Below are 18,468 nucleotides of genomic sequence, written 5' to 3' on the forward strand. Positions count from 1 at the left end.
TAGGAGGAGCAGATGAGCAGCGCTCTCACCCAGACAAAGCCGTTCGCCGCCCAAGAGCGTGCGGGCAATCCCTCGATTGCGCGCACCGAGCGCTATTATCGCCTCAAGGCGGATGTGGAGGATTTCTACTATTACGAGGCGGATTTGCTCGACGCTCGCCGCTTCCGCGAGTGGCTCGATCTTCTGACCGAGGACATCAGCTACTTCATGCCGATCCGGCGCAACGTCAAATTTGGCCAGCATGAGGCGCGCGAGAACACCAAAAGAGGCGAGGGCATCAGTTGGTTCGACGAAGACAAATGGACGCTGACCAAGCGCGTGGATCAGATCCTCACGGGCGTGCACTATGCCGAAGAGCCGCTTTCGCGCATCACCCACATGGTGACCAATGTGCAGATCAAGGACGCGCGCCCGAATCTCGACCAGGCTGAAGAGCTGGATGTGGCGAGCCGTATCCTCGTCTACCAGAACCGGGTCGAGTACGAGACCTACACCCTGGTCGGAAGGCGGAACGATACGCTGAGGCTGGTCGAAAATGGCTGGAAGGTATGCCGCCGCGAAATCATTCTCGAGCAGAACATTCTGCTCGCCAAGAACCTGACCATGTTCTTCTGAGCCGCGGGAATCGCATCCATGATCGACATTCTCGCTCTCAAGCCCGGCGATCGATTGCAATTGCGCGAACGCATCCTCGCCGAGGTGACGCAGAACATGGAGGATGGCATGTGGGTGGAGGTCAGATATCTCGAGGCTCCGAACGAAGCGGACAAGGGCTTGATCGAACTGTGTCACGCCCAGGACATCGTTGCGCTTCTCGACGGCTCGCAGCCCGTTTGACGGGAGGGACAACCAGTCCGATGCTTCGATACGAATATATGCCCAGCGATTTCAATCCGATGTTTCTCATCCTCGGCGATGGCGCTGATCTTGCCGCACTCTCGGCAACGCTGCGGCGCTTTGCGCGTCGCCCCGAAAAGATCTCGCTGACCGAGCAAGCAGGTACGTTTCGGCCGCGGACGCCACTGGCGATCGTTCCTGCCGACCGGGAGTTTGGATTGCGCGCAAGCGGGCAGGAGTTTGCCTGGCATCTCAATCGATGGCAGGCGCAAAATATCGCCGAGCGGGTCGACGCACTTGCCTCCCCGGAGGCCAGGTCCGGTTCCGACATCTTCGAGATCGGAAGCGAGGGCGAGATTCCGGTCAAGGTGTCGCGTGGCGAATTTACTGACGATTTCCTGATCTCGAAGCGCTAGCGCATTGACCGACCAGGCTGCAGAGCCGGACAGAGCGGCAGCCCCGCATCACTGTGTCCGCATTGAACCGTTTGGGTTCAGTCGTAGACACAATGTCATCTGCAGTTCTTCTCCGTGAGATTCCATTCGTCCGGGAGGATCGTCATGAGCAGTGACGTGGTTCGCCAGGCTATTGATGAGGGAAATCGCAAATTCGGTGAAGCGGTAGCCCGCAAGGACTATGCGGGGCTGGCCGGACTCTACACCGAGAGCGCGCGCGTGATGCCTCCCGATGCGCCGATCGTCAGTGGAAGACCGGCGATCGAGGAGTTTTGGCGGACGGCCGCGAACGCACTTGGGATGACCGGCGCTGCCCTTAAAACCGTCGACCTCGAAGTTGTCGGCGATGCCGCCTATGAGGTGGGCGAGGCCGAACTCAAGCTTGGCTCGGGGCAAGCGAAGGTCAAATACCTGGTGGTTTGGAGAAGAGATCGCGACGGCACATGGCTGCTGCATCGGGACATCTGGAACACCATGGCGCCCAATTAGAGCCGGCCTGAGATCAGGCGGTTCGCCTCTCCGCTATAATGTTGTGGACAAAATGCGGTTAAGGTCAGCCGGCGCGGGCCTTCGCGGCCCAAGCGCCGTAAGCTGATCGCGCGCGCGTGCGCGTGACGATTTCATGACTGCGACTATTCTCCGTCTTTGCATCATTTCATTTCGCAACCTTTTCAGGGGAATACAACGTGGCCACTCCACGGGACCTTGCGGATCGCCTTGCCGGCAACAAAGACAGCAGATTCATCCGCGAACGGCTGACGCTCGCCTTGCGGGAAGCCCGCGCGCGGGTGCGGCGCGAGTTCAAGGCCTATCCAAGCCACGATTATCTGACAGAGATCGAGAGCTGGCGGGAATTGCCAAATGGCTTGGTCGAGTTCACGCTCAAGCGCCTGCGCGAAGGTGAGGGCGGGAACGGTTGGTAGGGCATGATCCGGAAGCGTGTATAGCGGTTTTCCGAAGAGATCATGCTCAATCAAAGAGCTAACGCGCGATGAGGATTCAACTCAATCTCGTCGCGCTTGAGCCGAACTGCCAAGGTTCAGACGTCCCGCGATTCGCCCGACGGGCGGAATCGTTTGCAGAGCGGGGCGCTGCCCAGCCTCCCCACTCATGAAATCGCGTGCGCGCAAAAGCTGATTTGTTGAGCCGCTTCAATCTGATTTGGGTCGTCCAGTCGGTTGCGTAAAAATATTTCTCTTTCGTTTTTTCAGAAATTGATGGTTACTTGCGCCATCCCGCCTTGATGAGGGGCGTATCGCGATCGTCACGAACGTTGGGACGGGATGCGGTGGACGTGGACGTGCCGATGGACGAGCGGCACATTCGCGGACGGCGAAGCCGTGTGGTCCTGGCGCCCCAAGGCTGGCGCTAAACTCGCGGGCGGTGCTTCTCGCATCGCGCTGATGACGGTGACAACAAAGTCTGGCTCACCGGGGAGAGCGCGGAGTAAGCCGTAAAACCACTGCGCAGGGAAGGCCGGACGTGTCTCCGCCGTACCTGTGGTCAACGCCCCGCGCATTTTTTTCGCGCGGGGGCCATGGGTGTGGCGAGCACCCGGCCTTCCCTGCGCCCTCTGCATTTTGGAGAGGGTGGTCGGTTGAGCAAAACTCGGGCGAATGCCGTCGCGAGAACGTCGATTTGCGTCCTCGTCGTTGGCTGAAAACTGAATGGACGCTTTCGCGTGCGCAGCCCCCGCGAATTCGATCGCCTCGCCCGCTTGCGGGGGACCGCATTGCTACGGAATGCCGCACATTGTCGCTTGATTGTCGCACGGGCCTGCTATCGCGGCCCTAGGGCTACGGACACTCGATTCGAACAAGAAGCGGCCGACGGCAGCCGCCGGGGTGAGAGGCACATGGGTGAACCGGGCCTCGTTCGTCATGGCATTGTCACAGGGATCTGTTAGGGGCGCGTTCATGGGAAGTGACTCCTTAAGTGAAGAGGGCGCGGAGCGGCGCTTTCGCACTTTGTTTATCTCCGATGTTCACCTCGGAGCGCGCGGCTCGCAGGCCGACAAGCTGCTCGATTTCTTACGCAGCCACGACGCCGACACCATCTATCTGGTGGGAGATATCGTTGACGGCTGGGCGCTGAAATCGAGCTGGTACTGGCCGCAATCGCATAACGATGTGGTGCAGAAGCTCTTGCGCAAGGCGCGCAAGGGCGCGCGCGTGACCTACATCCCCGGCAATCACGACGAGTTCCTGCGCAACTATTACGGCACGCATTTCGGCGGCATCGACGTGGTCGAAAACACGATCCACACCGGCGCCGACGGTCGTCGCTATCTCGTCATTCACGGCGACATCTTCGATCTCGTCGTGCAGAACGCGCGTTGGCTCGCCCATCTCGGCGACAAGGCCTATGACTTCGCCATTCAGATGAACAGGCTGGTCAACTTCTTCCGCCGCATGTTCGGCGTGCCCTATTGGTCGCTGTCGCAATGGGCCAAGCAGAAGGTCAAGAACGCGGTGAACTATATCGGCGCCTTCGAGACCGCGCTCGCCGCCGAGGCGCGACGTCACGGCGCCGATGGCGTGATCTGCGGCCACATCCACTTCGCCGTCATTCGCGACATGCAGGGCATCCGCTACATGAATTGCGGCGACTGGGTCGAAAGCTGCACTGCGCTCGCCGAGCACGAGGACGGCAGCTTCGAGATCATCACCTGGACCGATCCCGCCGGCCGTGTCGCGCCGGTGCCGCAGATCGCGGCGCGCGCCGCGTAGGCGAAGGAGCCAGATGCGCATTCTGGTCGCGACCGACGCATGGCACCCGCAGGTCAACGGGGTCGTGCGGACGTTGACCATGATGGCGGAGGCGATCAGGGCGTTGCAGCACGATCCGGAAAAGTGGGAACCGGTTTTCCGAAACGGATCATGCTCAAACAACAAGGTCGAGGTCGATTTCCTCACCCCGGAAACCTTTCGCACCTTTGCCCTGCCGAGCTACCGGGATTTGCGCGTTGCCTTGCCTCGCCCCGCCAAGGTCGCGGCATTGGTGGCGGCCAGCCGGCCCGATAGCATCCATATCGCCACCGAGGGGCCAATCGGCGTCCTGGTGCGACGCTACTGCCGCAAGCACCGCCTGCCGTTCACGACGAGCTTTCACACCCGGTTTCCCGAATATGTATCGGCGCGCGCGCCGGTTCCGGAGTCCTGGGTGGAGTCCTGGGTCTGGGCCAGCTTGCGCTGGTTTCATGGTCCGAGCCGGGCGGTGATGGCGGCAACGCCGGCGCTCGCCAGCGAGCTGCGCGAGCGCGGTTTTCGCAACGTGGTGCTGTGGCCGCGCGGGGTGGATACCAAACTGTTTCATCCGCGCGACGTCGATCTCTGCCAGCCGCGGCCGGTGTTTCTTTGCGTCGGGCGCGTTGCGGTGGAAAAGAACCTCGAGGCCTTCCTGGAACTCGATCTGCCCGGCACCAAGGTGATCGTCGGCGACGGGCCAGCGCGGGCCGCGCTCGAGCAGAAATACCCGCAAGCCGTATTTCTGGGTGCGCGGCAGGGCGAGCGTCTGGCGGAAGTCTATGCCGCTGCGGATGTTTTTGTGTTTCCCTCCAGGACCGACACGTTCGGCCTGGTGCTGCTGGAGGCGCTCGCGAGCGGACTGCCGATTGCCGCTTTTCCGGTGAGCGGCCCGCGCGACGTCATCGGCGATGCGCCGGTCGGGGTGCTTGCTGAAGATTTGCGTGAGGCCTGTTTGGCGGCGCTCAAGATTCCGCGAGCAGCCTGCGTCGAATTCGCGGCAAAATACACGTGGGAAGCCTCCGCGCGCGCCTTTATCGACCACATGGCCTATCTGCGCGTCGTCGATATGGACGGCGATGCGGCGGATTGGGCGACCGACCATCCGCGCTTTGTCGCCTGACCGGACAGGCGGCTTGCCGGCGGTTGGGCTTGCGGTAAAATACCGAGATGACCCATATGCCCTCTGTCCTGCCGGTCAGCTCTGCCGATGTCGAGGCGGCTGCCGCCGTTGTCGCCCCGTTTGCGGTGCGTACGCCCTTATTGTCCTTGCCCGTGCTGAACGAACGGATCGGAAGCAAGGTTTTTTTGAAGCCGGAAATGCTGCAGCGGACCGGCTCCTTCAAATTCCGCGGCGCTTTCAACAAGCTGTCCTCGATACCGGCCGACAAGCGCGGCGGCGGCGTGGTGGCTTTTTCGTCCGGCAATCACGCGCAAGGCGTGGCCGCCGCGGCGAAGATCCTGCATATGCAGGCGACCATCGTCATGCCGGCCGACGCGCCGCTGTCCAAGCGCGAGCGCACTAAGTCTTACGGCGCCGAGGTCGTGCTGTATGATCGCGATCGCGAGGATCGCGAGGCGATCGCGCGCGAGATCGCGGGCAAGCGCGGTGCGACGCTGGTCAAGCCCTATGATGATCCCTTCGTGATCGCCGGGCAGGGGACCGCAGGCCGCGAGATCGCCGAGGATATGGCCACGCTTGGCCTCAGCCCCGACATCGTGGTGGCGCCGGCCTCCGGCGGCGGCCTGATCGCTGGCGTTGCAACTGCGGTGAAGGCGCGCTTCCCTTCCGCCGAGGTGATCGTCGCCGAGCCGGAGTCGTTCGACGATCACAGCCTGTCCTTGCGCGCGGGCAAGCGCGAGCGGCATCATGCCGAGGGGCGGACGATCTGCGATGCGTTGATGGCTGCGATCCCCGGCGAGATCACCTTTGCGATCAACAGCCAATTGTTGTCGCGCGGGGTGGTCGCCTCCGACGCCGAGGTCGCCGCCGCCGTCGCCTTTGCCTTCCACGAATTGAAGCTGGTGGTCGAGCCCGGCGGCGCCATCGGCCTCGCCGCGCTGCTCGCCGGCCGCATCGACGCCAAGGGCAAGAACGTGGTGGTCGTGCTCTCCGGTGGCAATGTCGATGCGGACATGTTCGCCAAGCTCGTGGCTTGAGCGGGCCACAGTGACTTCAGCCACGACGGAGTCGGGCTCGAGAGGTAAGCCGCCGACGGGCCTCAGGAGAAGAACGCGATTTTCTCGGCTTGGCTCATGCGGCGGATCGGCGCCAGCGGGTCCGTTGCCGCCTTTGGTCGCTGCAGGATGCCGTTTGCGATGATGGTCGAGCCGAGCGATGGCTCCGGAGCAACCGGCGGCGCGGGTTCAGGTAGAAGTTGCATGGCCTGCAACGAGGATTGGGCCATCTGGGATGGTGGAGGCGCTGGCTCTGGAGCATGCGCGACGACGGGTTCGGCTACCGGCGGCGGGGTCGTGGTCGTATATACCTCGTCCGCCTCGGCGGTGGGTTCGGGCGGAAAATCATCGATCGGATCGGGGGCTGCCATTTCGATGGCGACCATCTCCAGCACAGCCTCATCATGTGCGTCGGCGGCTTCCGTGCTGATCTCCGGATCTTCCTGCTCCGCCACGGCGATATCAGCCGGTGCTTCCGCCTCGACGCTCTCCACTGATGCATCCGGCTCGGCGATCATGGCTTCCTTGGCCGGCGCTTCGGCCGGCACTTGCGGTTCAAGGAGGCCAGTGTCGGCGCGGGGCTCCACTGCTACCGGTCCCACCTCCAGCTCGGTTGCTGCAGGGGGCGGCTCGTTCGCACTAGCTGCAGCCGGTGCAACCGCTTCACCGGCATCGTGTGGCGCCTGATCGCTCTGGCCGACCTCATCGAGCTTGCGCCTGATGAGGTCGAACGCGGCGGTCACAGCCGCACCGGCGTCCGCCTCGCCGATTCGTGCGCAGCTCGTCTCGATTGCGGCGAGCTGGGAATCGATCAGATCGCAAATGCGGCTATCGGCGCCGATCTCCCGCCAGCGCCAGGAGATCTCCTTGATGATGCGCGTCCCCTTATGGATGGGCGTCAGATGCTCGTCCAGCCGCAGGCCTGCAATGGCGGCCGATGCCGCCTCACTGGCCTGATCCACCGCGCTCCGGAGTACAGCCACGGCCTCGGCGAGCCCGTCATTACCTGCTCGCTCCTCCTGTCGCTGCGCCAAGGACTGCTCGATTCGCGCCACCGCATCGAGCACCATCGCCGTATCGGCATTGCGGTTACGCTTGGCATATTCGCCGAGAAACCAGCGGCCGCGTGAAGTCTCCATAAAGGCTTCCCGGATCGCATCGTAATCCGCCTCGCCCGGCTGGACCGGGCGGGCGGCGATCGGCGAGAGGGCGAATGCTTCATCGGCCATGGCAAACTCGTTCGCGCAAATCAGTGCGCGTTCCTGTAACGATCACCACGATATCGACTGAATCGCAATTGAATTGATGCCGACCGAATCACAAATCCCCACCGCAGCAGACAAAGCCGCCCGGCGTTTCGCCGCGCGGCTGGCGTTATTTTACGGCGCATTGTTCGGGCTGACGGGCACCGAACTGCCGTTCTTCCCGATATGGCTGAGAGCCGTCGGCATCGATCCGTGGTGGATCGGGATCATCAGCGCCGTTCCCGCGGTCACGCGATTCACGACGCTGCCATTTGTTACCAGCTTCGCCGAAAAGCGCCACGCGTTGCGCGGAGCTCTGATCGCAACTGCCACGGCTTGCACCCTCGGCTTTGCGATCACTGGAACGCAGCATCGGACGATAGCGGTTTTCCTCGCTTTCGTTGCGACCGCCTGCGCATGGACGCCGATGGTCCCGCTGACGGACGCTTACGCGCTGCGTGGCGTTGTCCGCCATGGCATCGATTACGGCCCAGTCCGGCTCTGGGGATCGGCGGCTTTCATTTTGGGTGCGCTGGCTTGCGGGCTCGTGATCGACGTCATCGATCCGCGCCGGCTGATCTGGATTATCGTCGCGGTGGCGGGGCTCGCCGCGCTGGCCAGCCTTGCGCTGCAACCGCTGGACACCCCGCCTCAGGCTGCTGCAACCCATCCGCGCGACCATCGCTTGCTGCGTGATCTTGGATTTCTCGCCATCATCGTGGCCTCGGCCCTGATTCAAGGCAGCCATGCCGCCTACTACACCTTCTCCGCCATCAACTGGCAGGCGCACGGACTTGGCGGCTTTACCATCGCCGCACTGTGGGCGTTGGGCGTGTTGGCCGAGATCGTCGTGTTTGCGACCTCGCCGCGATTCACGCTTGCCCCTTCGATGCTGGTGATAATCGGCGCGCTTAGCGCGGTGGCGCGTTGGTCGATCACGGCTCAGGAGCCGCAACTCATACTGCTAGCGCTGGTCCAACTCGCCCATGGCCTGACCTTCGGGCTGACTCAGGTCGGCACCATGGAGCTGTTGGTACGCCATGTGCCCTTGCACATGATGGCGAGAGGGCAGGGCTATTACACCGCCTGCAGCGGCATTCTCAGCTCATGCGCTTCGATCGTGTCGGGCGCGATTTATGCTCATTACGGCCAAGGCGTTTATTATCTGATGGCCGCCATGGCAGCCTCGGGTGCCATGCTGATGTGGCTCGCTCGGCATCGCTTAACTCAGCCCCACAGCGCCGCATCCGGCGGGTAGACCAGACTGCCATTATAATGCAGACCATGATCGCGGTCGCGCGCCAGCAGCAGCGGTCCGTCGAGATCGACAAAGCGTGCCTGTGGCGTCAGCAGCATGGCCGGAGCCATCGACAGCGATGTCGCCACCATGCAGCCGACCATGATCTCAAAGCCAAGCGCTTGCGCGGCGTCGGCCAGCGCCACGGCTTCGGTGATGCCGCCGGTCTTGTCCAGCTTGATGTTCACGGCATCGTAGCGGGCGCGGAGAGCCTCCAGTGACGTCCGGTCATGTACGCTTTCATCGGCGCATACGGCGATCGGCCGGCGAATGCGCGCAAGCATCTCGTCCGCTTGCGCGGGGAGCGGCTGCTCGACCAGAGTGACGCCGGCCGCCGCGCAGGCTTGCAGGTTTGGCTCGAGCGTGGATGGCGTCCAAGCCTCGTTGGCATCGACGATCAGCTCGCAATTGGGTGCGGCCTTGCGCACCGCCGCGATTCGTTCCGGATCACCTTCGCCGCCGAGTTTGACTTTCAGCAGGGGCCGATGCGCTGCTTTGGCGGTGGCCGCGGCCATCGCATCGGGCGTGGCCAGAGAGATCGTGTAGGCGGTCGTGCAGGCGGTTGGCTGGCATCGGCCGAGCAGAGTCCAGGCGCGCTGCGCGTTGCGCTTGGCATCCAGATCCAAAAGAGCGCAGTCCAGCGCGTTGCGAGCCGCGCCCGCCGGCATGGCCGTCTGCAAGGCGTCGCGGGTAAGCCCGTGCGCAACCGCTTCGCTCATGGACTCGATTGCCGCGAGTGTCGCCGCGGGAGTTTCACCGTAACGGGGATAGGGGACGCACTCGCCGCGCCCGGTTTGGCCGCCAAGGCTTATTTCCGCCACAACCGTCACGGCCTCTGTTTTCGCGCCGCGGCTGATAGTGAAAGAACCCGCGATGGGAAAGCGTTCGATTCGCGCGACCAGCGTTGGAGATTGAGCGGAAGTCATTTAAAACTATGATGAATTCTGAACCGCGCTGTTGCTCGGCGCGACCGACTATGGCTGGGAAAGGGCGCCTTCGACAAGGCGATATCGAAAGGGGACGTGGGACTTCGTCTATGGGTTCCATGCAGAACGGGGCGGGAGCACGATAATTTGAACGCAGACCCGACATTGCAGCGGATCGCGCGCGACAATGCGCTTGCCCTTCAGGCAGCCGGCTCTTGGACCGCCGGTTTCGCGCCCGCCCTGGAAAAGATGGTTGCCGAGGCGGAAAAGCTCGCCGGCAGCCGCTCCAATATCTCCATCGACGTTTCGCAGGTTTCCAAGCTCGATACGTTCGGCGCCTGGCTGATCGAGCGGCTGCGCCGCAGTCTGACCCAAGGCGACATGGAGCCGCAGATCGCCGGGCTTTCTGTCGATTATGCAAGCCTGGTCGAGGAAGTGCGGCGGGTGAAGTCGGCACCGGCTCCCGAGACCACGCAGGTGACCATCTCGGGGATGCTCGCCCAGATCGGCCGCACCGTAGCCGGCATCGTGGGCACCATCGTCGGCCTTATCGACATGCTGGGCGCGGTGCTCGCCGCCAGCGCCCGCGTCCTCGTCCACCCCAGGAGCTTGCGGCTGACGTCGACCGTGCATCACCTCGAACAGGTGTGTTGGCGCGCGGTGCCGATCATCGTGCTGATCACCTTTCTCATCGGCTGCATCATCGCGCAGCAGGGCATTTTCCATTTCCGAAGGTTCGGCGCCGACATCTTCGTCGTCGACATGCTTGGCGTATTGGTGTTGCGCGAGATCGGCGTGCTGCTCGTGGCGATCATGGTCGCGGGCCGTTCGGGCAGCGCGTATACCGCCGAACTCGGCTCGATGAAAATGCGTGAGGAGATCGATGCGCTGCGCACCATGGGGTTCGATCCGATCGAGGTGTTGATCCTGCCGCGGATGCTGGCGCTGATCATTGCGCTGCCGATCCTCACTTTTCTCGGCGCGATGGCGGCGCTCTATGGCGGCGGGCTCGTGGCCTGGCTCTATGGCGGGATCGACCCCGAAGCGTTCCTGTTGCGTCTGCGCGATTCAATCTCGATCAATCATTTCACGGTCGGTCTCGTCAAAGCCCCGGTCATGGCGGCCGTGATCGGCATCGTTGCCTGTGTCGAGGGCCTCGCGGTGCAGGGAAGCGCCGAGTCGCTCGGCCAGCACACAACAGCCTCGGTGGTGAAGGGCATCTTCTTCGTGATCGTCATGGACGGCGTGTTCGCAATCTTCTTCGCCTCGATCGGGATGTGAGCATGGCGCAACCTGCTTCCAACGTGGTGCAAGCCCCAAGCGAGGACATCATCCGGGTCCGCGACATCACTGTGCAATTTGGCGGCACGCGCGTCCTCGACGGGCTCAATCTCGACGTCAAACGCGGCGAGATCCTGGGCTTCGTCGGTCCTTCGGGCGCCGGCAAATCCGTGCTGACCCGCACGATCATCGGGCTCGTGCCCAAGGTCAGCGGCAGCATCGAGGTGTTCGGCGTCGATCTCGATGCTGCCAGCAGTTCGGTGCGGCGTGCGGTCGAGCGGCGCTGGGGCATCCTGTTTCAACAGGGGGCGCTGTTCTCTTCGCTCACCGTGCGGCAGAACATCCAGTTTCCGGTCCGCGAATATCTGAAGGTCTCGCAACGGCTATTGGACGAGATCATGGTCGCCAAGCTCGGGATGGTCGGCTTGCGACCGGAAGTCGCCGATCGCTATCCATCGGAGCTTTCCGGCGGCATGATCAAGCGCGTGGCCTTGGCCCGCGCGCTCGCGCTCGATCCGGAACTGGTGTTTCTGGACGAGCCGACCTCCGGGCTCGACCCGATCGGCGCCGGTGACTTCGACGAACTGGTCCGCACGCTGCAGCGTACTTTGGGGTTGACTGTTTTCATGGTAACCCACGATTTGGACAGCCTTTATACCGCTTGTGACCGTATTGCCGTCCTAGGGAGCGGCAAGATCATCGCCGCAGGGTCGATGGCGGACATGCAGGCTTCGCAGCATCCCTGGCTGCGGCAGTATTTCCACGGCAAGCGCGCCCGCGCTGTGATGGGATAGTTTATCCGTGAGCGACCGGAGAAGATGTTGATGGAAACGCGGGCGAATTACGTCCTGATCGGATCGTTCACGCTGGCGGTGATTGCGGCGGCCTTCGGCTTTGTCCTTTGGTTTCAGAGCCTGCACACCACCAAGGCGCGCGCGCCGCTGCGTGTGATCTTTGAGGGTCCAGCGGCGGGCTTGCGCAACGGCGCGAGCGTGAATTTCAATGGTATCAGGGTAGGCGAGGTGGTCTCGGTCAAGCTCGACAATCCGCGCCGGGTCGTTGCGCTCGCGATGGTCGAGAACTCAGCCCCGATCCGGAAGGACACGCTCGTCGGCCTCGAGTTTCAGGGCCTCACCGGCGTGGCGGCGATTTCGCTGAAGGGCGGCGCGGAGGCGGCGCCTCCGGTTCCGCTCGATGAAGATGGCATTCCCGTCCTGACCGCCGATCCGAACCGGCTGCAGGACGTCACCGAGGCCATTCGCGGCACACTGCAGAACATCAACAAGGTCGTCACCGACAATCAGGAGGCGATGAAGAACTCGCTGCAGAATCTGCAGACGTTCACCGCCTCGCTGGCGCGCAACTCCGAGCGGCTCGACAATGTGATGGCGCGGGTCGATGGCGTGATGGGCAAAGCGGACAACCTGATGCTCGGCCTCAATACCCTCGCCGGAGGCAAGGAGGGCGGAGAGCTCTATCAAGCGGTGAAATCGATCCGCGAGCTTGCCGAGGATTTTGATAAGCGTTCCGGCGCGCTGATGATCGAAGGCCGCAAGACGCTCGGCGACATCAGCCGCGCGGTGAACAATTTTGACCGCAACCCGACCCGGGTCATTTTCGGCGCGAGCAGCAGCAGTAGCAGCAATGCGCAAGCCTCTCAGCCGCCGCCGTCCGCCGCGGCGGCGAACGAGAGGCGGCGGCAATAGCGCAAGCGGATGTCGAGCGGCGAATAGCGAAGAAGATCGCATCGGCCGTGGGGCTCGCCACAAACAAACGGAGGCCGAGAGGCCTCCGTTTCTATTCGGGGATCCCGAGTTTGCGATTCCGCAATTCGCCGCTCAACCCAGCCGCCCCGCGGCGTGCGCGAGGAGGGTATAGACCAGCCCGGTGTCCGAGGTGAGATGGCCGCTCAGCGCCTGCGGATTGCGGTCCTCGCGGGCGACGTCATCAAGCAGCCGCTCGAACTCGGCGATATAGCGATCGACCGTCTGCTTGAAGCTGCGGTCGGCCCGATATTTGCGGGCGACCTCATCGAACGCCTTCTGACCCGCCGGCGTATAGAGGCGCTTGGTAAACACCTTGCTCTCGCCGCGCTGGTAGCGATCCCACATGTCGGCGGCGAGATTGCGGTCCATCAGGCGCCCGATATCGAGCGACAGCGATTCCAGCGGGTTGCCGCCGCCACTTTGCTGGGGTTGCGGCGGACGGCCGCGCGGAATGTCGCGGCTGGGCGCTGCGGTATTGTCGGCGCGGTTCAAGAGCTCGGAGAGCCAGCCGTCGCGCCCCTGATCCGAAATCGCAGGGCTGACCGGCGGGGCCTCGGTGCGGCGCGAGGGGGTCATCCCAAGGTCCGGCGGCGGCAGCGTGGAGGCGCTTCCGGCATCGCGCATCCGCACCTCGCCTCGGCTGCCGCCGGCTGCAACCATCGGCTCGTCCTGCCGCTGCACGGTCGTGGGCCGGCTTTGGCTGATCACGTCGAGCCCGCGGCCGTGTTGAGCAACGATCCGATTGAGCTCCGCCAGCGCCTCGATCTGATCGACGATCACCTTGCGCATTTGCGCGGTGCTTTCGGCGGCCTCCTGCGGCATCTCCAGCACGCCCCGTCGCAGCTCGTTGCGCGTGGATTCGAGTTCGTTGTGCATCTCGGCGGCCATCTGCTTCATGCTGGCGACCAGGTTGGCGAATTTCTCCGCGGACTGCTTGAACATGGAATCCGCTTCTTCCGTGGTCGTCCGGTAGATGTCGTGCATGGCTTCGATGGTCTGGCGGTGCTCCTCTTCGGAGGCCTGGCGCACCGCCTCGAACTGCCGCGTGATGGCAGCTGAGCCCGCGCCGGCCGTCTCCGCCACCACGCGCGCGATGTCGCGTGCGCGCTCTTCGGCGGCCGCCAGCGATTCATCCAAAAGGCTGGTGAAGCGCGAGAGCCGCTGATCGAGGTCTGCGGTGCGCAGATCGATGGTCGTGACCAGCGATTCCAGCGTAGCCTTGCGTTCGGCGATAGAGCCTGTTGCGCTGCGGTTGCTTTGCTCGACCACCGCCGCCGCCTCCATCAGCGCCCGCCCATGGGCGTCGAACTGGCTGGAGAGGGCGCTGAGGTCCTGCAGCGCTCTCGATGTCTTCTCGTTGAAGACGTTGAGCTGATCTTCCAGCGTCTGCGTCGCGGTGCCGTTCTGGGCGGTGACGTCGTTCATGGCCGAGACGAAGTCGGCCACCCGCGTCACCAGCGCTCGCTCCAGCGAGTTGAGATTGTCGTGGGCACCGGTGAGGACCTCCTGCAGCAGGATGTTGCCTTCGCGCAGCCGCTCGAACAATGCGACCGTGTCGGTGCGCAGCATCTTGCTGGTTTCCTGCATCTCGGTCACGGCCGCGATCGAAACCTGGCGCGATTGATCGATCGCCGCCCGCGAGGCCTGTTCGAGGTCCTTCAGGGACTTGTTGAGCGCGTTGGTCGCCAGCTCGCCCGCGGAGGTGATGGTGCGCGCGATCTCGGCGCCGTTGCCCATCATCGACTGCGAGAAGGAATGGCCGCGGGTCTCGATCGACTTCAACGCCTCCGACGTGACGCGGTCGACCTCGAGCGCAAGCTGATTGGTCTTGCCGGCGATGGCTTCGACCAGCAGGCCGCGCTTGGCGTCGATGATCTGCGCCAGGCGATCGGACTGCTGCTGAACGTAGCTGACGATCTCGTCGGTCTTTCCGGTCATCACCGAACCGAAGGACGAGCCCGCAGCAAGAACCGAACGCTCGATTTCCGCCGACGTCGACTTCATCCGTACGCTGACCTCGTTGGAGGCGGCGATGAGCGAGTTCTGCGCATTCAGCGTGCTGGTCTGGATGCTGTCGGCGCTGTTGGCCGTGGCCGCGCCGAGCACGCGCTCCATTTCCGAGGAAATGGCCTTGATCTGAGTTGCCGCATCCGCCGAGGTGGCCGTAAGCGAGCTCTGCGCCTCGCGGGCACTGTTGAGAATGGATGCCGCGGTATCCGTGCCGACCGCGGAGAGGGTGCGCTCGACATCCACCGCGAGCGATTTGACGTGATCGGCGGCTTCCGAAGAGGCGTTGACCAGGATCGCCTGGGCTTCCCGTGCGCCGCCGGTGATGGCCTCCGCGGCGGTGCTTCCCACCACGGTCAGCGCGCGCTGCACGTCCGTCGTCAGCGTCTTGACGTGGTTGGCGGCCTCCGACGAGGCCGCAATAAGTGTCGCCTGGGCTTCGCGCGCGCTCGAGGAGATGGCTTCCGCGGTGCTCATTCCCGCCGTTGTCAGCGAGCGCTGCACCTCGGCCGTCAGAGCCTTGACGTGGTTGGTCGCTTCGGACGAGGCAGTAATGAGCGCGGACTGCGCCTCGCGCGCGCTCGTCGAGATCGCCTCCGCGGTGGTGGTTCCCGCGGTCGTGAGCGAGCGCTGGACGTCGGCGGTGAGCGATTTGACGTGATTGGCGGCATCCGCTGAGCTGGTGACGAGCGTGGTCTGCGCCTCGCGTGCGCCGGCGAGAATGGTGGCTGCGGTCGTCGAGCCCGCCGCGGACAGCGTCCGCTCGATATCCATCGACAGCGTCTTGATCTGGTTCGCGGCTTCGCCCGAAGCTGTGACCAAGGTCGATTGCGCCTCGCGTGCGCTGCTGAGGATCGAGGTCGCGGCCCCGGTGCCGATCGCGGTCAGCGCCCGTTCGACCTCGGAGGAGGTCAGTTTCAGTTGGGCTCCGACGTCGGAGGAGACCGCGAGCAGCGATTGCTGGGCGGCGCGGGCGCCGGTCTGGATCGTCTCGCTGGTATTGACCACGAGATTGGTGAGCGAGCGCTCGGCATCCTCGACATGGGATTTGATGCTGCTGGACAGCAACTCCGCGCGCGCCGTCAGCTCCTCGCTCGCTTGACGGCCGCTGGTCTCGATCCGGCCGGCTACGGCCTCGACGCGTGAACCGAGCAGATGTTCGAACTGCGCCACGCGCATGTCGATGTCGCCCGCGATCGCGCCGACCCGGGTCTCGATGGCATCACGGATTTCCTGGAAGCGCGCGCCCACCGTGTCGGTGAGCTGCGCGCTGCGGCCGTCGATCGTCTCGGAGATGCTGTTGATGCGCCGGTCGATGGCTTCGATCGCCTGCGCCGTTCCCGAGGTCAGCGAGGAGGTGAGGTTGCTCAGGCGGGAGTCGATCGAATAGATCACCTGCGCGGCGCCGTCGGTCATCGACGAGGACAGCAGGCCGATGCGGCTGTCGATGGTCTCGGTCACGGATTGCGCGCGCGAATCGAAGGACTGCTCAAGCAGCTTCAGGCGCCCGTCGACGGTGACATCGAACGATTTGATCTTGCTGTCGAGCGACGTGTCGAAGCTGGTGAACTTGGCGTCGAGCGAGCCGTCGAGCTGCGCAACCTTGCCGTCCAAGGACGCATCGAAGTGGGTGATCTTGCTGTCGAGCCAATTGTGGAGGCTTGCAACGCGGCTCTCAATGCCGGTCTCGAACTGCGCCAGGCGCTGATCCACGGCAGCGGTGATCTCGCCGCCGCTCGAACTCACGCGTGTGTCGAGATTGTCGACATAGTTCTTGAGCGATTCTGAAATGTCCTGCGTACGCTGGCCGATGCGTTCGACGATCTCGCCGCCGAAGGTTTTGACCGTACGATCGAACTCGGAGATGTGACGCGTGATCAGCGCGCCAAGCGTGCCGCTATCTCGGGCGAATTTCTCGGCGAGCTCCGCGCCCTGGTTCTTCATCAGCTCGTCGAACGCGCTCATCTGCAGCGAGAGGGTACCATGCGCGCTCTCGCTCTGGCTCACCACCTTTGCAACCAGCGCATTGACGGTGGCATCGAGTGCTTCGCTTGCCTTTTCGCCGCTGGAGACGACATGACCCGCGAGTCGCTGGCCGGCATCGTCGATCTTGCTGACGAGATCGTTGCTGCGCAGCTCCAGTTCCAGAAGCAGGGAGTCGCCGGAGTTCTTCAGCGAATCGTGAACCTGCTCGGTACGTTCCGAGATGCCGTCGATCACGGCGGACGAGCGTTGCTCGAACTCGGCCGTAATGCGGTCGATCCGCTCGTTCAGCATGTCGTGGACGCGGTCGGCCAGGTCGACGAATTCGTCGTGCACGTGGCCGGTCTTGAAATTCAGGCTGGTGGTGAGCCGCTCGCTCGCGTCGAGCACCGCGCGCGTGGTCTCCGCGCTTGCTTCCTCGAGCCGGTCGAGCAGGTCGCCGCCGCGCTCGCCGAGCGCCAAGATCATGTTGTCCCCGGCATTGCTCAGCGCGGCCGTGATGTGCGCGCCCCGTTCCTCCAGCGCGCTGGTGATGCTCTTGGCGACCTCGTCGACGCGCGAGGCGATGGCATCCGAGATCAGCGCGATGTCGTGGCGCAAATCGATCTGCACGCCGGAGATGGCGCTGCGCACCTGCTCGGCCTGGCCGACCAGATTGTCCCGCTGATGCGCGATGTCCTGCAAAAGCGCGCGAATGCGCACTTCATTGTCGCTGTAGGCGCGCTCGAGCGCGGCGACTTCGTTGGCGACGAGGGTCTCCAACTCGCCGGCACGCGCGATCGCGCGCTCGATGCCGTCGCCCATGGCGGCGACTTCGCGGCGAATGGCCTGGCCGACGGTGACCATGGAGTCGCTCGTCGTGCCCTCAGGTTCTGAGAAGCGGATCGCGACCTGCGCCATGGATTGCGCGATCATTCGCAGTTCCTGGCCGCGCCAGGCAAGGGTCGCGAGGAAATAGACCAGCAGGACAGGGGCAAAGAACAGGGCCGCGAGCCCCGCCAGAATCAATACGCCCGTGGAGCCCTGGCCAATCGCGGCATGCAGCGAGGGCAGGAAGCTGAACGTCAATAGTCCGCAGCCGACGACCCAGACACCCGCGAAAATGGCGGCGAGCGTGTAGGCGCTGCGCGCGGGCCGGCCCTTCTGGATGGCCTGCAGGATCTGCCCGATGGTTTCGCGGTCATCATTGGCCGGCCGGCGGGGCTGGCGCACCTCCTCCATCGGCTCGAAGGCCGCACGGTCGGTGCTTGGGCGCGGGTCGAGGCCGCCCTCGGGGAAGGGGGGAGCCCCGGGCTGGACCGTCTGGTCCTCGGTGCGGGCGGGGGCGCGTGAATCGTCCGATTTGTCGGTATCGTTAATATTTAAGGCTTCCTGAATGGCAGAAAGCGCGACTTCGGTGGGGTCTTTGACCTTCTTGGGGTTGTTTGCCATGTTCAGTCTGAGCCCTCATCTACTAGACGCGTCCGGCGAGCCTGCTTAAGCGCCCCTTGCAAGCCCCCGGGACGGTAATACGCTTCGCGCGGCACCAAAGCGCGGCCGGCGGCCGGCTTGTCCACTGTGTTGGGCGCGCATCCTATTGGCTGAGCGAGGCGAAAGAAATGGCCGCGATTAATACAATCTTAATCATCGTTAACAGCAATTAGCCATAACTTCCTAAGAGCCTTCGGACTTCCTAACAGCCCTAAGCGGATTGCGGCGGCTTTTGGTCAAAACCGCGGCGGTGGCGCGGCGTGTAGCGAAACCCACAGTT

General features: G+C 63.7%; 15 protein-coding genes. 12 read left to right on the forward strand and 3 right to left on the reverse strand.

Going from position 1 to position 18,468, the window contains the following annotated elements:
- The first annotated feature begins 12 nt into the window (after window positions 1–12).
- From P6U23_RS13015 to P6U23_RS13050, 8 genes are all read left to right on the forward strand, one after another.
- The gene (locus P6U23_RS13015; RefSeq protein ID WP_407180149.1) at window positions 13–615 is read left to right on the forward strand and encodes a 3-phenylpropionate/cinnamic acid dioxygenase subunit beta; all 603 of its coding nucleotides are present in this window, start codon (window positions 13–15) and stop codon (window positions 613–615) included.
- An 18-nt stretch (window positions 616–633) separates the two neighbouring features.
- Window positions 634–837 (forward strand): hypothetical protein, encoded by a 204-nt coding sequence (locus tag P6U23_RS13020; protein WP_407180150.1) that lies wholly within the window; start codon window positions 634–636, stop codon window positions 835–837.
- 38 nt (window positions 838–875) lie between these two features.
- Complete coding sequence (locus P6U23_RS13025) at window positions 876–1,253, forward strand: hypothetical protein (protein WP_407180151.1); 378 nt, start codon at window positions 876–878, stop codon at window positions 1,251–1,253.
- Window positions 1,254–1,397: 144 nt separating this feature from the next.
- The gene (locus P6U23_RS13030) at window positions 1,398–1,781 is read left to right on the forward strand and encodes a YybH family protein (RefSeq protein ID WP_407180152.1); all 384 of its coding nucleotides are present in this window, start codon (window positions 1,398–1,400) and stop codon (window positions 1,779–1,781) included.
- 197 nt (window positions 1,782–1,978) lie between these two features.
- Window positions 1,979–2,215 (forward strand): hypothetical protein, encoded by a 237-nt coding sequence (locus P6U23_RS13035; protein ID WP_407180153.1) that lies wholly within the window; start codon window positions 1,979–1,981, stop codon window positions 2,213–2,215.
- A 993-nt stretch (window positions 2,216–3,208) separates the two neighbouring features.
- On the forward strand, window positions 3,209–4,021 hold the full coding sequence (locus P6U23_RS13040; protein WP_407180154.1) for a UDP-2,3-diacylglucosamine diphosphatase: 813 nt from the start codon (window positions 3,209–3,211) through the stop codon (window positions 4,019–4,021).
- Between the two features lie 13 nt (window positions 4,022–4,034).
- Complete coding sequence (locus P6U23_RS13045; protein WP_407180155.1) at window positions 4,035–5,159, forward strand: glycosyltransferase family 4 protein; 1,125 nt, start codon at window positions 4,035–4,037, stop codon at window positions 5,157–5,159.
- Between the two features lie 56 nt (window positions 5,160–5,215).
- The gene (locus P6U23_RS13050; protein ID WP_407180156.1) at window positions 5,216–6,196 is read left to right on the forward strand and encodes a threonine/serine dehydratase; all 981 of its coding nucleotides are present in this window, start codon (window positions 5,216–5,218) and stop codon (window positions 6,194–6,196) included.
- A 62-nt stretch (window positions 6,197–6,258) separates the two neighbouring features.
- Here the strand turns inward: P6U23_RS13050 and P6U23_RS13055 are convergent, their stop codons facing one another.
- Window positions 6,259–7,443, reverse strand: coding sequence for a hypothetical protein (locus P6U23_RS13055; protein ID WP_407180157.1), 1,185 nt, complete (start codon window positions 7,441–7,443; stop codon window positions 6,259–6,261).
- 76 nt (window positions 7,444–7,519) lie between these two features.
- Between P6U23_RS13055 and P6U23_RS13060 the strand changes: the two genes are divergently transcribed.
- Complete coding sequence (locus tag P6U23_RS13060; RefSeq protein ID WP_407180158.1) at window positions 7,520–8,716, forward strand: MFS transporter; 1,197 nt, start codon at window positions 7,520–7,522, stop codon at window positions 8,714–8,716.
- Here the strand turns inward: P6U23_RS13060 and dgcA are convergent.
- Entirely contained in the window at window positions 8,686–9,681 is a 996-nt protein-coding gene (gene dgcA / locus P6U23_RS13065; RefSeq protein WP_407180159.1) for an N-acetyl-D-Glu racemase DgcA, read from the reverse strand. The two genes, P6U23_RS13060 and dgcA, sit on opposite strands and share 31 nt — an antisense overlap.
- A 147-nt stretch (window positions 9,682–9,828) precedes the next feature.
- On the opposite strand from dgcA, the gene P6U23_RS13070 reads away from it, so the two are divergent.
- Genes P6U23_RS13070 through P6U23_RS13080 form a run of 3 tightly spaced genes read left to right on the forward strand, consistent with a single transcriptional unit; the run spans window position 9,829 to window position 12,668 of the window.
- The gene (locus P6U23_RS13070) at window positions 9,829–10,962 is read left to right on the forward strand and encodes an MlaE family ABC transporter permease (RefSeq protein ID WP_407180160.1); all 1,134 of its coding nucleotides are present in this window, start codon (window positions 9,829–9,831) and stop codon (window positions 10,960–10,962) included.
- A 2-nt stretch (window positions 10,963–10,964) separates the two neighbouring features.
- Complete coding sequence (locus tag P6U23_RS13075; RefSeq protein WP_407180161.1) at window positions 10,965–11,756, forward strand: ABC transporter ATP-binding protein; 792 nt, start codon at window positions 10,965–10,967, stop codon at window positions 11,754–11,756.
- A 30-nt stretch (window positions 11,757–11,786) separates the two neighbouring features.
- A complete protein-coding gene (locus P6U23_RS13080) occupies window positions 11,787–12,668 on the forward strand; it encodes an MlaD family protein (protein ID WP_407180162.1) in 882 nt (293 codons plus the stop codon).
- A gap of 132 nt (window positions 12,669–12,800) precedes the next feature.
- On the opposite strand, the gene P6U23_RS13085 is transcribed toward P6U23_RS13080, so the two are convergent.
- Window positions 12,801–18,149: a hypothetical protein gene (locus P6U23_RS13085; protein ID WP_407180163.1), complete on the reverse strand. Its 5,349-nt coding sequence runs from the start codon at window positions 18,147–18,149 to the stop codon at window positions 12,801–12,803.
- Window positions 18,150–18,468: the final 319 nt, after the last annotated feature.

The sequence above is a fragment of the Bradyrhizobium sp. STM 3562 genome (assembly GCF_045571435.1).
GTDB lineage: Bacteria > Pseudomonadota > Alphaproteobacteria > Rhizobiales > Xanthobacteraceae > Bradyrhizobium.